11 protein-coding genes are annotated in these 15,514 nt (G+C 65.2%); 6 read left to right on the top strand and 5 right to left on the bottom strand.

Annotated features, from left to right (window positions below; all coding sequences use genetic code 11):
- Nucleotides 1-6 precede the first annotated feature (6 nt).
- From E5CHR_RS03435 to E5CHR_RS03460, 6 genes are all read left to right on the top strand, one after another.
- Complete coding sequence (locus E5CHR_RS03435) at nt 7-885, top strand: branched-chain amino acid ABC transporter permease (RefSeq protein ID WP_162578384.1); 879 nt, start codon at nt 7-9, stop codon at nt 883-885.
- Nucleotides 886-897: 12 nt separating this feature from the next.
- Nucleotides 898-1,974: a branched-chain amino acid ABC transporter permease gene (locus E5CHR_RS03440; protein WP_162578385.1), complete on the top strand. Its 1,077-nt coding sequence runs from the start codon at nt 898-900 to the stop codon at nt 1,972-1,974.
- Between the two features lie 80 nt (nt 1,975-2,054).
- On the top strand, nt 2,055-2,870 hold the full coding sequence (locus E5CHR_RS03445; protein WP_174255773.1) for an ABC transporter ATP-binding protein: 816 nt from the start codon (nt 2,055-2,057) through the stop codon (nt 2,868-2,870).
- A gap of 139 nt (nt 2,871-3,009) precedes the next feature.
- The gene (locus E5CHR_RS03450) at nt 3,010-3,789 is read left to right on the top strand and encodes an ABC transporter ATP-binding protein (protein WP_162578386.1); all 780 of its coding nucleotides are present in this window, start codon (nt 3,010-3,012) and stop codon (nt 3,787-3,789) included.
- A gap of 5 nt (nt 3,790-3,794) precedes the next feature.
- Nucleotides 3,795-5,651, top strand: coding sequence for an AMP-dependent synthetase/ligase (locus E5CHR_RS03455; RefSeq protein WP_162583544.1), 1,857 nt, complete (start codon nt 3,795-3,797; stop codon nt 5,649-5,651).
- A gap of 27 nt (nt 5,652-5,678) precedes the next feature.
- Nucleotides 5,679-6,851 (top strand): ABC transporter substrate-binding protein, encoded by a 1,173-nt coding sequence (locus tag E5CHR_RS03460; protein WP_162578387.1) that lies wholly within the window; start codon nt 5,679-5,681, stop codon nt 6,849-6,851.
- Here E5CHR_RS03460 and E5CHR_RS03465 read toward each other — a convergent pair.
- The 5 genes from E5CHR_RS03465 to E5CHR_RS03485 all read right to left on the bottom strand — a co-directional run bounded on the left by E5CHR_RS03465 (nt 6,836) and on the right by E5CHR_RS03485 (nt 15,500).
- Entirely contained in the window at nt 6,836-8,161 is a 1,326-nt protein-coding gene (locus tag E5CHR_RS03465; protein ID WP_162578388.1) for an RHS domain-containing protein, read from the bottom strand. The two genes, E5CHR_RS03460 and E5CHR_RS03465, sit on opposite strands and share 16 nt — an antisense overlap.
- Before the next feature lie 114 nt (nt 8,162-8,275).
- Nucleotides 8,276-8,668 (bottom strand): hypothetical protein, encoded by a 393-nt coding sequence (locus E5CHR_RS03470; protein ID WP_162578389.1) that lies wholly within the window; start codon nt 8,666-8,668, stop codon nt 8,276-8,278.
- A 9-nt stretch (nt 8,669-8,677) separates the two neighbouring features.
- Nucleotides 8,678-13,117 carry an RHS repeat-associated core domain-containing protein gene (locus E5CHR_RS03475; RefSeq protein ID WP_162578390.1) on the bottom strand — a complete coding sequence of 1,480 codons (4,440 nt, stop codon included), beginning with the start codon at nt 13,115-13,117 and terminating at the stop codon, nt 8,678-8,680.
- 367 nt (nt 13,118-13,484) lie between these two features.
- On the bottom strand, nt 13,485-14,585 hold the full coding sequence (locus tag E5CHR_RS03480) for an ABC transporter substrate-binding protein (protein WP_162578391.1): 1,101 nt from the start codon (nt 14,583-14,585) through the stop codon (nt 13,485-13,487).
- 45 nt (nt 14,586-14,630) lie between these two features.
- Nucleotides 14,631-15,500, bottom strand: a complete 870-nt coding sequence (locus E5CHR_RS03485; RefSeq protein WP_162578392.1) for an ABC transporter permease — start codon at nt 15,498-15,500, stop codon at nt 14,631-14,633.
- Between the last annotated feature and the right edge of the window lie 14 nt (nt 15,501-15,514).

The following is a 15,514-nucleotide window of genomic DNA, read 5'->3' on the forward strand; positions in this document are numbered from 1 at the left end:
GCTTCGTTGCTTCAAATCCTCCAACTCCTGCTCTCAGGCATTGCGCAAGGCTGCATCTACGGCCTGATCGCGCTGGGATTCGTGCTGATCTACAAGGCCACCGAGACGGTGAGCTTCGCCCAGGGCGAGCTGATGATGCTGGGCGCCTTTTGCGCCTTTGCGGGGATGTCGCTGGTCGGGCTGCCCTTCTGGCTGGCGGCGCTGCTGGCCATCGCGGCGATGGCGGCCCTCGGCATGCTGCTCGAACTGGTGGTGATCCGACCCATCCTCGGCCAGCCGCAGTTCTCGATCGTGATGCTGACCATCGGCATCGCCTACGTGGCGCGCGGGCTGATCACGATGATCCCCGGCATCGGCACCGACACGCACGCGCTCGCGGTGCCCTACAAGGACGAGATCTGGAAGCTCGGCGCGCTGGTGGTCAACGTGGAGCAGGCGGCGATCATCGGCGCTACGGCCGTCCTGTGCGGGCTGCTCTACGCCATGTTCCGCTACAGCAAGCTGGGCATCGCGATGCAGGCGTCTTCGCAGAACCAGCTCGCGGCCTACTACATGGGCATCCCGGTCAAGCGGCTCAATGGGCTGGTGTGGGGGTTGGCGGCTGCGGTGGCAGCCATTGCGGGCATGCTGCTCGCGCCCATCACCTTCGTGCACGCGAACATGGGCTTCATCGGACTCAAGGCCTTCCCGGCGGCGGTGGTGGGCGGCTTCGGCAGCCTGCCTGGCGCGATCGTCGGCGGGCTGGTGATCGGCATCGTCGAGTCCTTTGCCGGGTTCTATCTGCCGGACGGGTTCAAGGACACGGCGCCGTACATCGTGGTGCTGGTCATGCTGATGGTGAAGCCGAACGGCTTGTTCGGCGAAAAGCTCAGGAAAAAAGTCTAGCGCCGGCCCGACATGCGCTTCATCTTCAAGACCAGCTACGCGCAGGACGTCGCCCTCGCCAGGCACGGCGGCCACGTGTTCTGGTACGGCCTGCTCGGTGCATCGTTGATCGCGGCACCCTGGGTCTTGCCCGAGTACTGGCTGGCGCAGCTGACCTTCGTGCTGATCTACGGCATCGTCGGCCTGGGCCTGATGCTGTTGGCCGGCTTCACCGGGCAGTTCTCGATCGGCCATGCGGCCTTCCTCGGTACCGGTGCCTACACGCAGGCGGTGCTGGCGAATGCGGGCGTGCCCTTCCCGCTGGCGCTGGCCGCGGCGGCGGCACTGTCTGCGGCGGTGGGCGTGGTAGTGGCGATGCCGGCACTGCGGGTCAAGGGCATCTACCTGGGCATCGCGACGCTGGCCTTCGGTTTCATCGTGGAGGAGGTGTTCGCGCGCTGGGAACGCGTGACCGGCGGCAACTCGGGGCTGCATGTGAAGTCGCCCCGGCTCTTCGGCCTGGACATCGGCTCCAGCGAGAGCTTCTACCTCGTGTGCCTGTTGATCGCGGTGCTGTGCACCTTGGCGATCTTGAACCTGCTGCGCTCCCCCACCGGGCGGGCGTTGGTGGCCATTCGCGACTCGGAGATCTCGGCCCAGAGCATGGGCATTCACCTGGCGCGCTACAAGACGATGTCCTTCGCCACCTCGGCGGCGCTGGCGGGGCTGGGCGGGGCGCTGTATGCGCACAAGCTCAGCTTCATCTCGCCGGACCAGTTCAACATCCTGCAATCCATCGACCTGCTGCTGATGGTGGTGATCGGCGGGCTGGGCTCGGTGCATGGCGCCTTCCTCGGCGCGATTTTCCTGATCGCGATGCCGCAGCTGATCGCATTGGGCAAGGACTGGCTGCCATCCGAAATCGGGCAGGCGCCGGGTCTGCAGGGACTGGTCTACGGGCTGGTCCTGATCGGCTTCGTGCTCTTCGAGCCGCTGGGGTTGTATGGGCGCTGGCTCAAGGTGCGCACCTACCTGCAGCTCTTCCCGTTCTACCGCAAGGGGTTGTTCAAGCGGCAGAAGGCCTTCACGAAGTCGGACCGCTTGAGATGATGACTGCCCCCCGGCTTGCGACTTCGTCTGCTGCGCCACCCCCCGAGGGGGAGGCCCGGCCGCCGTGGGGCGGCCCTGCGGTGGCCGGCGATGTCCTTCTCTCGGCCAAGGAACTGAGCGTGCGCTTCGGCGGCGTGCTGGCGGTCGACAAGGTGAGCTTCGAGGTGCGGCGCGGCGAGGTGTTCACGCTGATCGGGCCGAACGGCGCAGGCAAGACGACGGTGTTCAACCTCATCAGCCGCATCTACACGCCGACCGCGGGCGAGATCCTGTGGCATGGCCGGGAGGGCGCGCCGGTCGTGCTGACCTCGCATGCGCCGCACGAGATCGCTGCGCTGGGCATTGCGCGCACCTTCCAGAACATCGAGCTCTTCGAGCATGCGACCGTGCTGCAAAACCTGCTGATCGGCCGCCACACCCACCGGCGCTCGCGATTCTGGAGCGAGATCTTCTTTACCCCGGCTACGCGGCGCGCCGAGATCGAAGCGCGCGAGAAGGTGGAGCGGGTGATCGACCTGCTGGATCTGCAGCATCACCGCGATTCGATGGTGGCGGGGCTTCCCTACGGCGTGCGCAAGGTGGTGGAGCTGGCGCGCGCGCTGTGCACCGAGCCCAAGCTGCTGCTGCTCGACGAGCCGTCGTCGGGCCTCAACGTCGAAGAGACGGCCGACATGGCCTTCTGGATCCAGGACATCCAGAAAGAGCTGGGCATCTCGGTGCTGATGGTGGAGCACGACATGTCGCTGGTGTCCAAGGTGTCCGACCGGGTGCTGGCGATGAACATGGGGGAGGCGCTGGTTTCGGGGACGCCGCGCGAGGTGCAGGCGGACGCTCGGGTGATCGAAGCCTACCTGGGGGCGGTCGATGATCTGAGCAGCTTGAGGAGGGTGGCCTGATGGAGGCAGTCCCCCATGGACGCGCGCCCGGCATGTGGTGCGGGCCGAGCGACCCCACTGCGCCGAAGGCGGCCGGGCTGGCGCATGCCGCCCGCCTCCGCACCCCGAACCGGCAGCCGCAGCGACATAGGGCGGTCCCATGAGCAACGACGACACGGTCCTCCAACTCCTCAACGTCGAAAGCGCCTACGGCCCCATCAAGGCCATCCGCGGCGTCAGCCTCAAGGTGCGCCAAGGCGAAATCGCGACGGTGCTCGGCTCCAACGGCGCCGGCAAGACCACCATCCTCAAGACCATCTCCGGCATCATCGACCCGCGAAAAGGCAGCATCGAGTTCGCGGGCCGCGGCATCACCGCGCAGGACCCGGCCCGCATCGTCCAACAGGGTCTCAGCCACGTCCCCGAGGGCCGCGAAGTCTTCCCGCTGCTCTCGGTCCGCGACAACCTGCTGATGGGTGCCTACACCCGGAGCGACCGCGACGGCGTGGCGCGCGACATCGAGACCGTCTTTGGCTACTTCCCCATCCTGCGGGAGCGCGCCACGCAGCACGCCGGCCTGCTCTCCGGCGGCCAGCAGCAGATGCTCGCCATCTCGCGCGCCATCATGGCCGCGCCCAAGCTGATCCTGCTCGACGAGCCGAGCCTCGGCCTGTCGCCCAAGCTCACGCGCGAGATCTTCGAGATCGTGGTGCGCATCAACCGAGAGCGTGGCACCACCATCCTGCTGGTCGAGCAGAACGCCAACATGGCGCTCAATGCCTCCGACTACGGCTACGTGCTGGAGAACGGCCGCATCGTGATGCAAGACACTTGCGATCGCCTGCGCGAAAAGGAGGACATCAAGGAGTTCTACCTCGGCCTGAAGGACGAGGGCGTGCGCGGCGAGCGGCGCTGGAAAAAGAAGAAGACCTGGCGATGAAGGCCATGCAGGGACTCTGGGACACCGCCCGCATCCAGCCGCGCCACGACATCGTCGTGCCCGGCGAGACCCTTCCCGCCGTCTTCTGGAACGCGGTGCGCGAGCGCGGCGACCGCGTCTGGATGCGGCAGAAGCAATTCGGCATCTGGCGCAGCTGGACCTGGGGCGAGACCGCCGAGGCGGTGCGCGAGATCGCGGGAGGCCTGATGGCGCTGGGCTTCAGGCCCGGCGAGTGCGCCTCCATCCTCGCCAACACCGTGGTCGAATGGGTGCTGGCCGACCTGGCCGTGCTCAGCTGCGGCGGCGTGGCCAATGGCATCTACCCGACCGACGCCGCCTCGCAGGTGCACTATCTCTGCGAAGACTCGCGCACCAGCGTGCTCTTCGTCGAGGACGACGAGCAGCTCGACAAGGCACTGGAGGTGCGGCCCGGGTTGCCGCTGCTGCGCAAGGTCATCGTGATGGACATGACAGGGCTTCGCGATCTGCACGATCCGGGTGTCATGAGCCTGGTAAGCCTGCGCACCCTCGGCCGCGAGCACTTGCAGGCACAGCCCCAGGCGCTCGAGGAGCGCGTGGCCGCCTGCCGCCCCGAAGACCTCGCGATCCTCGTCTACACCTCGGGGACCACGGGCAAGCCCAAGGGCGCGATGCACTCCCACCGCGGCCTGGTCCACACCGTGCACGGCTACAACACCCTGGTCGCGCAGGACGAGCACGATGAGCGCATGTGCTTCCTGCCCCTGTGCCACATCGCCGAGCGCCTGGGCGGCGAGTACTTCTCGATGTACACCGGCGCCATCCTGAACTTCGTCGAGAACCCCGAGACCGTGCCCGAGAACGTGCGCGAGATCGCGCCCACCGTCTTCACCGCGGTACCGCGCGTGTGGGAGAAGTTCTATTCGGGCGTGATGATCGCGCTGCAGGAGGCGAGCCCCGTTCAGCAGGCGGCGTACCGCTGGAGCATCGGCGTGGGCAGCGCCATCGCCGAACGCGTGCTCGCGGGCCGCCCGGTGGGTGCTGCGTGGCGCTTCAAGTTCCGGCTGGCGCGATGGCTGGCGCTGGACAACGTGCGCAAGCTCATCGGCATCCACCGCGCGCGCTTCCTGGTCACCGGCGCGGCGCCGATCTCGCCGGAGCTGGTCAGGTGGTACCTGGCGCTGGGCGTGCCCATGATCGAAGTCTGGGGCATGACCGAGACCTGCGGCGCCGCGACCGGTGTGCCGGCGGGGCGCATCAAGCCCGGCTCCGTCGGTCCGGCGGCGCTCTACAACGAAGTGCGCGTCGATGCCGCCACCGGCGAGATCCTGGTGCGCGGCACCAACGTCTTCATGGGCTACCTCAATCTGCCCGAGAAGACTGCCGAGGCGATCGACGCCGATGGCTGGCTGCACACCGGCGACGTCGGCACCATCGACGAGGACGGGTATTTCCGCATTACCGATCGAATGAAGGACATCATCATCACGGCAGGCGGCAAGAACATCACGCCCAGCGAGTTGGAGAACGAGCTCAAGGTCAGCCCCTACATCACCGACGCCGTCGTGATCGGCGATGGGAGGCCCTATCTGACGGTGATCATCATGATCGACCAGGAAAACGTCGAGAAATTCGCCCAGGACCACGACGTGCCCTTCAGCAACTACCAGAGCCTCACCCGCGCGCACGAAGTGCAGGACCTGATCCAGGGCGAGCTCGACCGCGTCAACGCCAGGTTCGCCCGCGTCGAGCAGATCAAGAAGTTCTTCCTGCTCGAGACCCAGCTGAGTGCCGAGGACGAGGAGCTCACCCCCACCATGAAGCTCAAGCGCAAGCTCGTGCAGGCCAAGTACGCCGAGCGCATCGGCGCGATGTACACCTAGTTTTTTTGCAACCGAGGAAAGCACGCCATGAAGATCCAGGCTTTGATCCCGCTGGCCGCGACGGCCTGCATGGCACTGAGTTCCGGCCTGGCCGGCGCGCAGTCGCAAGGCGTCACCAAGGACGAGATCCGCATCGGCACCATCCAGGACCTGTCGGGCCCGCTGGCCGGTTTCGGCAAGCAGGCGCGCAACGGCATGCAGCTGCGGGTGGACGAGCTCAACGAGCAAGGCAACGTCAACGGCCGCAAGCTCAAGCTCTTCGTCGAGGACTCCGGCTACGACCCCAAGAAGGCGGTGCTGGCCGCGCAGAAGCTGGTCAACCAGGACAAGATCTTCATCATGGCCGGCCACATCGGCACCGCTCAGAACATGGCGGCGATGCCGGTGCAGTTCGAGAAGAACGTGGTCAATTTCATGCCCATCACGGCGGCGCGCGAAATGTACGAGCCGTACCACCGGCTCAAATATTCCTTCGCCGCCACCTACTACGACCAGATCCGGCTGGCACTCCCCAAGCTGATCAAGGACAAGGGCGCCAAGAAGGTCTGCACCATCTACCAGGACGACGAGTTCGGGCTCGAGGTGCAGCGCGGTGCCGAAGCCGGCGCCAAGGCCATGGGCATGGAGCTCGCCGAGAAGACCTCGTACAAGCGCGGCGCCACCGATTTCTCGTCGCAGGTCGCGAAGATGAAGGCCGCCAACTGCGACCTGGTGGTGCTGGGCACCATCATCCGCGAGACCATCGGCACCGTGGGCGAGGCGCGCAAGACCGGCTTCAACCCGGTTTTCCTCGGCTCCAGCGCGGCTTACACCGACCTGATCCACAAGCTGGGCGGCAAGGCCATGGACGGCCTCTACGCCACCCACACGGTGCAGCACCCCTACCTCGACGAGGCTTCGCAGCCGCTGCGTTTCTGGGCCAACAAGTACAAGACCAAGTTCAACGAGGACCCGACCGTGTTCTCGGTCTACGGCTACATGATCGTCGACTCCTTCATCAAGGCCGCGCAGAAGGCCGGGCCCAACCTCACCACCGACAGCTTCGTGAAGGCGATGGACACCATGACCTTCGAGCCTGACATGTTCGGAGCGCCGAAGAGCAGCTACACCGCCACCAAGCGATTGGGCAACGACCTGTCGCGGCTGTCGCAGATCGTGGATGGGAAGTGGAAGGTGGCGTCGGACTACGTTGCGCCTTGAGGTGGGCTGCGCCGCATCCTTGCCGAGTGCTTCGAACGGTTGGTGATGGCCTTGACGCGGCGCAGGGGGCCGGGGCTGTACCGGGTGCTCTGGTTCAGGCCGTTGGTCTCGGTGATGCGCTCGCCGTTGGCGTCGTAGCCGAAGGTGTCAGTCTGGTTGGGCCATCGGCCTTTGCGGCGAGGCGGTTGAGGTTGTTGATGGAGCGCGTAGCGGTCCAGCCGACGGCGCCGGTGCTGTCGGTGATTTGCTCGCCGACCATCGAAGTACTGCCCCGGCAAGCGCAGGTTGAACATGAACTCAGCAAAGCTCGTGACGCCAGGATTCGGGGTGACATCGAGGTTCGCAAACCTGTTGTGTGCCGTGGTCGGTTTCGTATCCCCAAAGGCACTGTACGCCCACTGCCAGACAGGCTGTCCTTGGCTGTCGGTCAGGCGCCGGGGCGTGTTGAGGTGGTCGCTGTGAACAGCGTGTAGCTGCCCATTGATGACCGCCGCAATCGGCATCGGCCCGTTCGCCGTGGGCAGGTAGATGTACTGCGTACTGCCTGCGCTGTTGGCCCCGCCCATGCCCGTCTCCGCGAGCAAGGTCCCATCCTCGTCGTACATGAATGCGTAGCCCAGCTTCTCCGCATCGCTCGTGCTCGGCCCCCACATCTTCGTGAAGAAGCCGATCAGGCTTTGCATGGAGCCCTGGTCGGTCTCGTCGCCCTCCGTCGGCGGATACAGCGGCTCTGTCTTGAACACCCGCTGCCCGAGGGCGTTGTGCGCGTAGCGGGTGGTCGGACTGGTGTCGGTCGCACCCGTCGTGACCGCACTCAACCGCCCCTCAGCGTTGTAGCTGTAGGTCCTCAGCCCATCGCTGGTCAGGTCCCCGTTCGCGTTGTACGCATAGGCCACGTTCGTGCTCGTGGTGCCGGTGGTCTGGCTGAACCCATCGAGCCGGTTGCTGCCTCCGTTGACCGTGTAGCTGCGGCTGGTGGTCTGCCCACCCAGCGTCTTCGTGCTCGCGTTCCGGTTTCCATTTGCGTCATAACCAAAGCTGGTCTGGCTCCCCGTCGCATTGAACCCGGTGATCCTCCCCACGGCGTCATAGCTCACGCTCCAGGTGGTGTTCGCGCTCGCGATGCTGCTGTGCATCGGATCGCTGTCCCCCGGCTGCAACAGGTTCTGCGTCAGGCTGGTGATGCGCCCGGCAGCGTCGTAGACGTAGCTGGCGAACTCGGTGGTGGTCATCCGCCCGGCGGTGTCGTACTTGCGGCTCGCGGCCAGCCCCGGTGCGAAGGCCCAGTTCCACGCGGTGGGCTGGCCCATCGGGTTCCAGGTGATGCCGGTGACGATCGGGCGGCCGTTCCAGCTCAGCTGAGTCAGGCGTCCGGCCGTGTCGTAGTCCAGGAGATGTTCGAGAAGCCCGCAAGCTCGCTTTAGCTATTTCGGCGCTTTGGCCGACTCCTCTGCGCCTAGTTTGAGAAAGCGCGTAACGCTGGGCATCTTCATCTGCGATACAAAGCCGAGATCCCTCACGGAGGGCAGCATGTCTACATTGGGTGGAAGGCCGTACACATCCAAAACGTCATACGGCGGATCCTGCGCAAACTCGTTGTGGTGTTGATCGAGCGAGTAGCTGATCCTCGCAAATACCTCTGTCGCACTTTCGCCCGACCTGATCGGAAACCAAGTGAGGGGCCAATTGCGGGACGAGGAGTTTTTCAGCGCTCCGCGATTAGCCTCGCTCTCGATGATCCAAAGAGGGCAAGGGTAGGGAAGAAGCTCCACCTTGCTGCCGAATCGCTGGTCAATAACCAATAGCACGCTGTTCATAATTCGCTCCTAGCTCGCCGGACAGGTTCGGTCGCGAGGCCACGGTGAAATCGGAACTGGAAAACTCCTCGGCGGCTTTTGAGACCAATCCCAATTGTGTCCGTGGGGAGTTCCTGCCGATGTACCGTCAGGGTTTGGATGGTCGTGATCCCAATCAATGTCGGCCGCCGGTTGACCATCTAGTCCATAGAGTCTCTCTTGCCCGCTGCCGGGGTTTGTGTGCCAAGAGCCCGGCTCTCCCGTGTTCGGGGTCTTGTCCTGCAGCATCGGCCCTGTCAGCCACCATCCAACCGCCGCGCCTACACCTGCACCGATGATGCCGCCAACGACAACGCCCGGAGGGCCAAGGGCAGCGCCAATTTCAGCACCACCTATCGCACCAGCAAGCGGGTTCAACCCATCCGGGTCCGTGTAATGCAGGGGATTGTTGAACGCATAGGGTCGCCTGTTCCAGCCAGCCGCAAGGCCCTTCGGATCGTTCTGCGTATAGCCAAGACCGGGCATGTAGCTGCGCCGACCGTTGTAGTGCAGCCCACTCTCCACGTCGAAGTACTGCCCCGGCAAGCGCAGGTTGAACATGAACTCAGCAAAGCTCGTGACGCCAGGATTCGGGGTGACATCGAGGTTCGCAAACCTGTTGTGTGCCGTGGTCGGTTTCGTATCCCCAAAGGCACTGTACGCCCACTGCCAGACAGGCTGTCCTTGGCTGTCGGTCAGGCGCCGGGGCGTGTTGAGGTGGTCGCTGTGAACAGCGTGTAGCTGCCCATTGATGACCGCCGCAATCGGCATCGGCCCGTTCGCCGTGGGCAGGTAGATGTACTGCGTACTGCCTGCGCTGTTGGCCCCGCCCATGCCCGTCTCCGCGAGCAAGGTCCCATCCTCGTCGTACATGAATGCGTAGCCCAGCTTCTCCGCATCGCTCGTGCTCGGCCCCCACATCTTCGTGAAGAAGCCGATCAGGCTTTGCATGAAGCCCTGGTCGGTCTCGTCGCCCTCCGTCGGCGGATACAGCGGCTCTGTCTTGAACACCCGCTGCCCGAGGGCGTTGTGCGCGTAGCGGGTGGTCGGACTGGTGTCGGTCGCACCCGTCGTGACCGCACTCAACCGCCCCTCAGCGTTGTAGCTGTAGGTCCTCAGCCCATCGCTGGTCAGGTCCCCGTTCGCGTTGTACGCATAGGCCACGTTCGTGCTCGTGGTGCCGGTGGTCTGGCTGAACCCATCGAGCCGGTTGCTGCCTCCGTTGACCGTGTAGCTGCGGCTGGTGGTCTGCCCACCCAGCGTCTTCGTGCTCGCGTTCCGGTTTCCATTTGCGTCATAACCAAAGCTGGTCTGGCTCCCCGTCGCATTGAACCCGGTGATCCTCCCCACGGCGTCATAGCTCACGCTCCAGGTGGTGTTCGCGCTCGCGATGCTGCTGTGCATCGGATCGCTGTCCCCCGGCTGCAACAGGTTCTGCGTCAGGCTGGTGATGCGCCCGGCAGCGTCGTAGACGTAGCTGGCGAACTCGGTGGTGGTCATCCGCCCGGCGGTGTCGTACTTGCGGCTCGCGGCCAGCCCCGGTGCGAAGGCCCAGTTCCACGCGGTGGGCTGGCCCATCGGGTTCCAGGCGATGCCGGTGACGATCGGGCGGCCGTTCCAGCTCAGTTGAGTGAGGCGTCCGGCCGTGTCGTAGTTCAGGAGAAGCGCGCTGCCTTCTGGGTAGTAGATGCCGGCGAGCTGGCCCGCAGCGGTGTAGCTGTACTGGATCTGCTGGCTCAGGCCACTGGCCAGGGCCTGAGTCTTGACGCGAACGCGCCCCATCAAGTCGCGGGTGTAAGTGGTCGTGCCGCTGCGGTCGGTCATCGAGCTCAGGTACCCCGTGGCGCTGAAATTTTCGTCGTAGCGCAGGGTGGTGGTCTTGCCGTCGGCGAAGGTGATGAGGGTTGGGCGGCCCAGGAGGTCGCGCTGGATCTGGGTGGCCTGGCCCAGGGCATCGGTGAGGGTGCTCGGCAGGCCCAGGGCGTCGTATCGGGTGGTGGTGCTGCCGATGTCGGCGCTGCTCTCGGCGGTGGCGTTGCCCTGGGCGTCGCGGGCGTAGGTGGTGGCCACGCCCTTGAAGTCCTTGGCCTGGGTGACGGCATCCAGGGCGTTGTAGCTCAAGGACGCCGTGGCGTTGGCGGCGTTGGTGATGGCCTTGACGCGGCGCAGCGGGTCCAGGCCGTACCGGGTGCTCTGGTTCAGGCCGTTGGTCTCGGAGACCAACTCACCGTTGGCGTCGTATGCGAAGCTGTTCGTCTGGTTGGGGCCGTCGGTCTTTGCCGAGACGCGGTTGAGGTTGTTGATGCTGCGTGCGGCCATCCAGGCAATGGCGCCGGTGCTGTCCTTGACCTGCTCGGCCGTGCGGTTGCCCATCGCATCGAGAATGAAGCTGCCCGACTCGCCGCGGTTGCTGCTCCAGCCGGTGAGGCGGTGCGCGGCGTCGTAGGTGTAATTGAAGTACTGGCCCGTGGGCAACTTGAGCCTCTCGACAAGGCCCGTGGCGGTGTAGGTCAGCGTGGTGAGCGGCTGCAGGCTCATCCCGTGCGTGATCAGGCGGTCACGGGAGTCCCAGGTGTAGGCGGTGGATTGGCCCAGGGGCGGGGTGCTTCTGATGATGCGGTTGGCGCTGTCGTAGGCGTACTGGGTGACGTGGCCCAGGGCATTGGTGGTCTTCGTCAAATTACCCCGAGCGTCGTACTCGAAAGTGGTGACGGCCCCATTGGGGGCGGTTTCGGTGGCGGCGAGGCCCTGCGCGTTCCAGCTCCAGTTCCAGGTGCGAGTGGTGCTGGGAGACGAACTGGTGTCGGTGATGGCCTGCGAAAGAACGTTGCCCTTGTCGTCGTAGGTGTAGGCGGTGGTGCGGCCGGATTCGGTGACGAGCACGGGCAGGGAGAAGGTGGGGTGCCACTGGGTGGTCACGGTCTGGGCCTCGGGAGTGCCCGCCGCTCGCGTGACCGAGAGGGGCAGGCGCCGGGCAACGTCCCACGTGGTGATCGTCGTCACGCCCTTGAAGTCGGTCTCGCTGGTGACCATGCCGTTGGCATCCTGGATGCGTTGGAGGGCGTCCCGGTTTCCCGTTCCTGACGGCAGTTGGCTCCCGGTGACTGCGAGCTTTCCGTTCGCGCTCCCATACGCATACTGGCGGGTCGTGCCCAAGGGATCGGTGACAGTGGCGGTCTTGTCGTAGGGATAACTGACTTGGTAGCGTTCCACCGATCCTGCCAGTTCCGTCGTGATGGCCCTGCCGGTGGCGTCGTAAGTAAAGGTGGCCCACCGCGAGCCGTTCTCATCCAAGATGCCCGTGAGCGCCTGCGCAAAGGCTGCGTTCTCATAAAGAAAGGTCCGGGTCTTGCCGTCGGGGTAGGCCACCGACGACAGGCGCCCGACACCGTCGTATTGATAGCGAAGCACGCGCGCATCGGGCAGGGTCACGGTGTCGAGCTGGCCGGCGCCGGTGTAGGCGAAGGTGAGCACGCGGCCGAAGGGGCTGGTCACCGCCGACAGGCGCCCCGCGCCGTCATATCGATAGGTGGCGGTCCAGCCGTTGCGCTCGTACTTGGCTTGCAGCTTGCCGGTGCTGTCGAAGACCCACGTCGTGTTGTCGTCGGCGCGCCGGTAGGTCCATGCATCGGGGCTCTGCTCCAGGCTGTCCGCATTGTCATTGGCCACCCAGAAGGAAGCGCCCGCGGGCTTGGCAAAGCTTCGGCGACTGCCGTCGGGCATGGCGATGGCGACGGCAGTCGGAGCAAGCGCCGGTGTTGCCATCAATCGAACGCCGTGGTTGTGGGCCCAGGCGGCGCCCAGGCCGATGTCGGGCTTGGCGCTGTAGCTGGCCCAGTTGCTGCGGTAGATGCGCTGCACGCTGAGTGGCGCGGGGCCGGAGTCGCTCCAGTCGGTTTCCGAGCGGTACTTCTCGGCGGTGGCGGGGAGGATGGGGTTGCCGGAGAACAGTCCGGCATCGCATTGTCGATCCGCCGGAATCTCGGGCGGGGAGTTCTCGAGGCATTGCCTGTTGGCCCATAGCCCATTCGTGTCAATGTACGCCTTGTCGTAACTCAGCTTGTAGCCGTCACCGCACGAGCACGTGGGCAGCATGCCCGATACGGGCTTGGGCCTGGCGTTCGGCATCTCGCAATCGACGATGCCCATGCTCAGGATACCCCCGCCGTCTTCGTTGTCCGGATTCGACGGACTGAAATAGTGGCATTCCCCCTCGTTGTAGGCCGTCCAGTCGTGAATTCGTGGAGTCCCCACGGTGTAGGTGAAGCTCATCCCGGACCAAGAGGAAGCCGCACAGTACTCCTCGGCGCTCTCATAGAACTTGTCGCGGTTGCTAAAGTTGTTGTTGTAGTACCAACTCTTTGCATTCGCATGGGCCGAAAAGCATGCGAACACGATGAGCACGACCTGCCATGGTCTTTGGGTGGTCAAGTTTCGGGGTCGCCCGAGGGGCGTGTTGCTGGACCGGCTTCGAGCGAGCGGGAATGAAAGTGCGGCGCGCGCGCGTGCGCGCCATTGACGGCTTGCCATGGGTTCTCCCTGGTGGATTGATCTTCTCGCTGCGTGCTCAGGCACGCAGTGGCGCGATTCAATGAAAGGGAGCGCGTGGGCAACGAGGTCCTGCCGCCGCATCCCCTTCATGGGTGGCGCGGATCATAGTGACGCAAGCGACAACACGACAGACAGGAGAAAGTTCAACCAGTGTCGGTTCGACGATGCACGAGTAGTGCTTACTGTGTCATCGAGAGACTACGAGAAAGCATCGGTCCAAGGACAAGATTGCCACCCCATTGCTCCCTCAAGTCGACCTGAACTCCTGCGCCTGCCTCACCACCGCCGCCTTGTCGAAGGCATTGACCTCGTCGATCAGCTCGTTGGTGAACACGTTGCCCAGGTCGCCCAGCTGCTGCGGCAGCTGCGGATTGGCGGTCGAGCGCGCGGTGATGGCGACGATCTGCTGCCATTCCTCCAGGCTCGACGCGCCCCAGCGCTGGTCGGGGTCGTCCGGCCGCCGGATCCAGTTGTCCTTGCGCCGTCCCAGGATGAGCTCGATTTCCTGGCGGCTTTCCGCGTCCGACTTGTTCTTCGACTTGGTCTCGGGGTAGAGCGCCCAGTGGATGTTGATCGCCTCGCCCAGGTTGGTGTGGGCGAACAGCGTCGACTTGGCGACCGCGCGGAAGAAGCCCACCACCGCTTTGCGGTCCTCCTTCAGGTCCTTGCGCCGGATGCCCATCCAGCCGGCGCCGAGGCGCGCATAGTTGGGCGGGAGGTCCAGGTAGCGCAGCGGCATGCCGACCGCCTCGATGCGCGCGGCGGCCGTGTCGTAGGTGACGATCGCATCGACATTGCCCTGCGTCAGCGCGGTGCCGGCCACGCCGGAATCGCCGACTGCAATGAAGTTGATGTCGGACGTCTTCACGCCGAGCTCGCCGTACATGGTCTGCAGCGCGAAGACGCCGCCGTCGCCCTGATTGCGGATGCCGATGCGCTTGCCGGCCAGGTCCTTGATCGTCTTGACGGGGCTGTCAGGCTTGACTACCACCACGTTGGCATTGCGCGGCAGCCAGTTGTAGACCGCGATGATGCCCAGCTGCGGCTCCTTGGCGATCGCCGGCAGGTACACGCCGGGCGCGAGGGACCCGAATTCGGCCTGCCCGCGCGCGATGCCGACCATCGCCTGGTTGGCGCTGCTCATGTTCACGAAGTCGAGCTCCACTCCCTCCTGCTCGAAATAGCGCAGCTTCGGATGGCGCCCGCAGGTGATGAAGCATTGCTGCGCGTCGACGATGCCCACGGAGTTCGCCCCGCGGAACACCTTGCGGCCCTGGGCCGAGACGCCCGCGGCCCAGACGGCCGCGAGGCCGCCGAGTCCCAGGTTGAAATGACGCCGATCGATCATGGGGTCCTCGCTTTCTGAAGAAGATGAGATTGCGGAGATTGGGAGTCAGGCACTCACGGTCTTGTGCGCGTCCTCGACCGGCATCCAGCCCAGGACGCGCCGGCGCACCAGCCGGAGCGCACCGGTCAGTGCGACGCCGATGAGGGACAGGATGACGAACACGGCGAAGCTGCCGCCGGTGTCCAGCCGCGCGTCCATCTGCAGGATCAGCACGCCCAGCCCGGCCTGTGCGCCGATGAACTCGCCCACCACCGCGCCGACCACGGAAAACGCCGCCGCCATGTCCAGGCCCGCGAAGATGTAGGGCAGCGCGCTCGGGAACTTGGCCTTGGCGAAGATCTGCCAGCGCGTCGCCGACAGCGAGCGCAGGAGGTCGATGCGGTCCAGGTCGATGGCCTTGAAGCCGGCGATGCTGGTGACCAGCACGGGAAAGAAGGTGAGCATGCTGACGATGGCCACCTTGGAGCCGATGCCGAAGCCCATCCACATCACGATGATCGGCGCCACGGCCACCTTGGGCAGGCTCTGCAGCGCGGCGATGTACGGCCGCAGAAGCACCTCGAGGAAGTCGAGTTCCGAGATCACGATGCCCAGCAGCAGCCCGATGGCGCTGCCGACGAAGAAGCCGAGCACGATCTCGACCAGCGTGATGGCCGAGTGGAACCAGAACCCATCGCGTGCCAGCGGCCCGGTGGCCAGGCCCTGGTACATCGCGACCGCCACGTCGCTGAAGGGCGGCAGCAGGAACTTCGGCACCTCGAAGAAGCGAACGCCGAACTCCCAGGCCGCCAGCAGCACGATCAGCAGCAGGAATGAGTTGAAGCCGGTCGAGCGCAGGAGCGAGGGCCGGCGTGCGTGCGTCCTCGGGGGCTGCGCTTCGCGCAGGGCAGACAGCGGGGTGATGTGGGATGACATGGTTCGTTCGCTCC

Origin of the sequence: Variovorax sp. PBS-H4 (assembly GCF_901827205.1) — a bacterium.
Taxonomy (GTDB): domain Bacteria; phylum Pseudomonadota; class Gammaproteobacteria; order Burkholderiales; family Burkholderiaceae_C; genus Variovorax.

Excerpts from the sequence above, each read along its gene's own strand:
- E5CHR_RS03480 (WP_162578391.1), bottom strand. The coding sequence starts at position 14,585 with ATGATCGATCGGCGTCATTTCAACCTGGGACTCGGCGGCCTCGCGGCC.
- E5CHR_RS03455 (WP_162583544.1), top strand. The coding sequence starts at position 3,795 with ATGCAGGGACTCTGGGACACCGCCCGCATCCAGCCGCGCCACGACATC.
- E5CHR_RS03460 (WP_162578387.1), top strand. The coding sequence starts at position 5,679 with ATGAAGATCCAGGCTTTGATCCCGCTGGCCGCGACGGCCTGCATGGCA.
- E5CHR_RS03465 (WP_162578388.1), bottom strand. The coding sequence starts at position 8,161 with ATGGGCCAGCCCACCGCGTGGAACTGGGCCTTCGCACCGGGGCTGGCC.
- E5CHR_RS03440 (WP_162578385.1), top strand. The coding sequence starts at position 898 with ATGCGCTTCATCTTCAAGACCAGCTACGCGCAGGACGTCGCCCTCGCC.
- E5CHR_RS03485 (WP_162578392.1), bottom strand. The coding sequence starts at position 15,500 with ATGTCATCCCACATCACCCCGCTGTCTGCCCTGCGCGAAGCGCAGCCC.
- E5CHR_RS03450 (WP_162578386.1), top strand. The coding sequence starts at position 3,010 with ATGAGCAACGACGACACGGTCCTCCAACTCCTCAACGTCGAAAGCGCC.
- E5CHR_RS03470 (WP_162578389.1), bottom strand. The coding sequence starts at position 8,668 with ATGAACAGCGTGCTATTGGTTATTGACCAGCGATTCGGCAGCAAGGTG.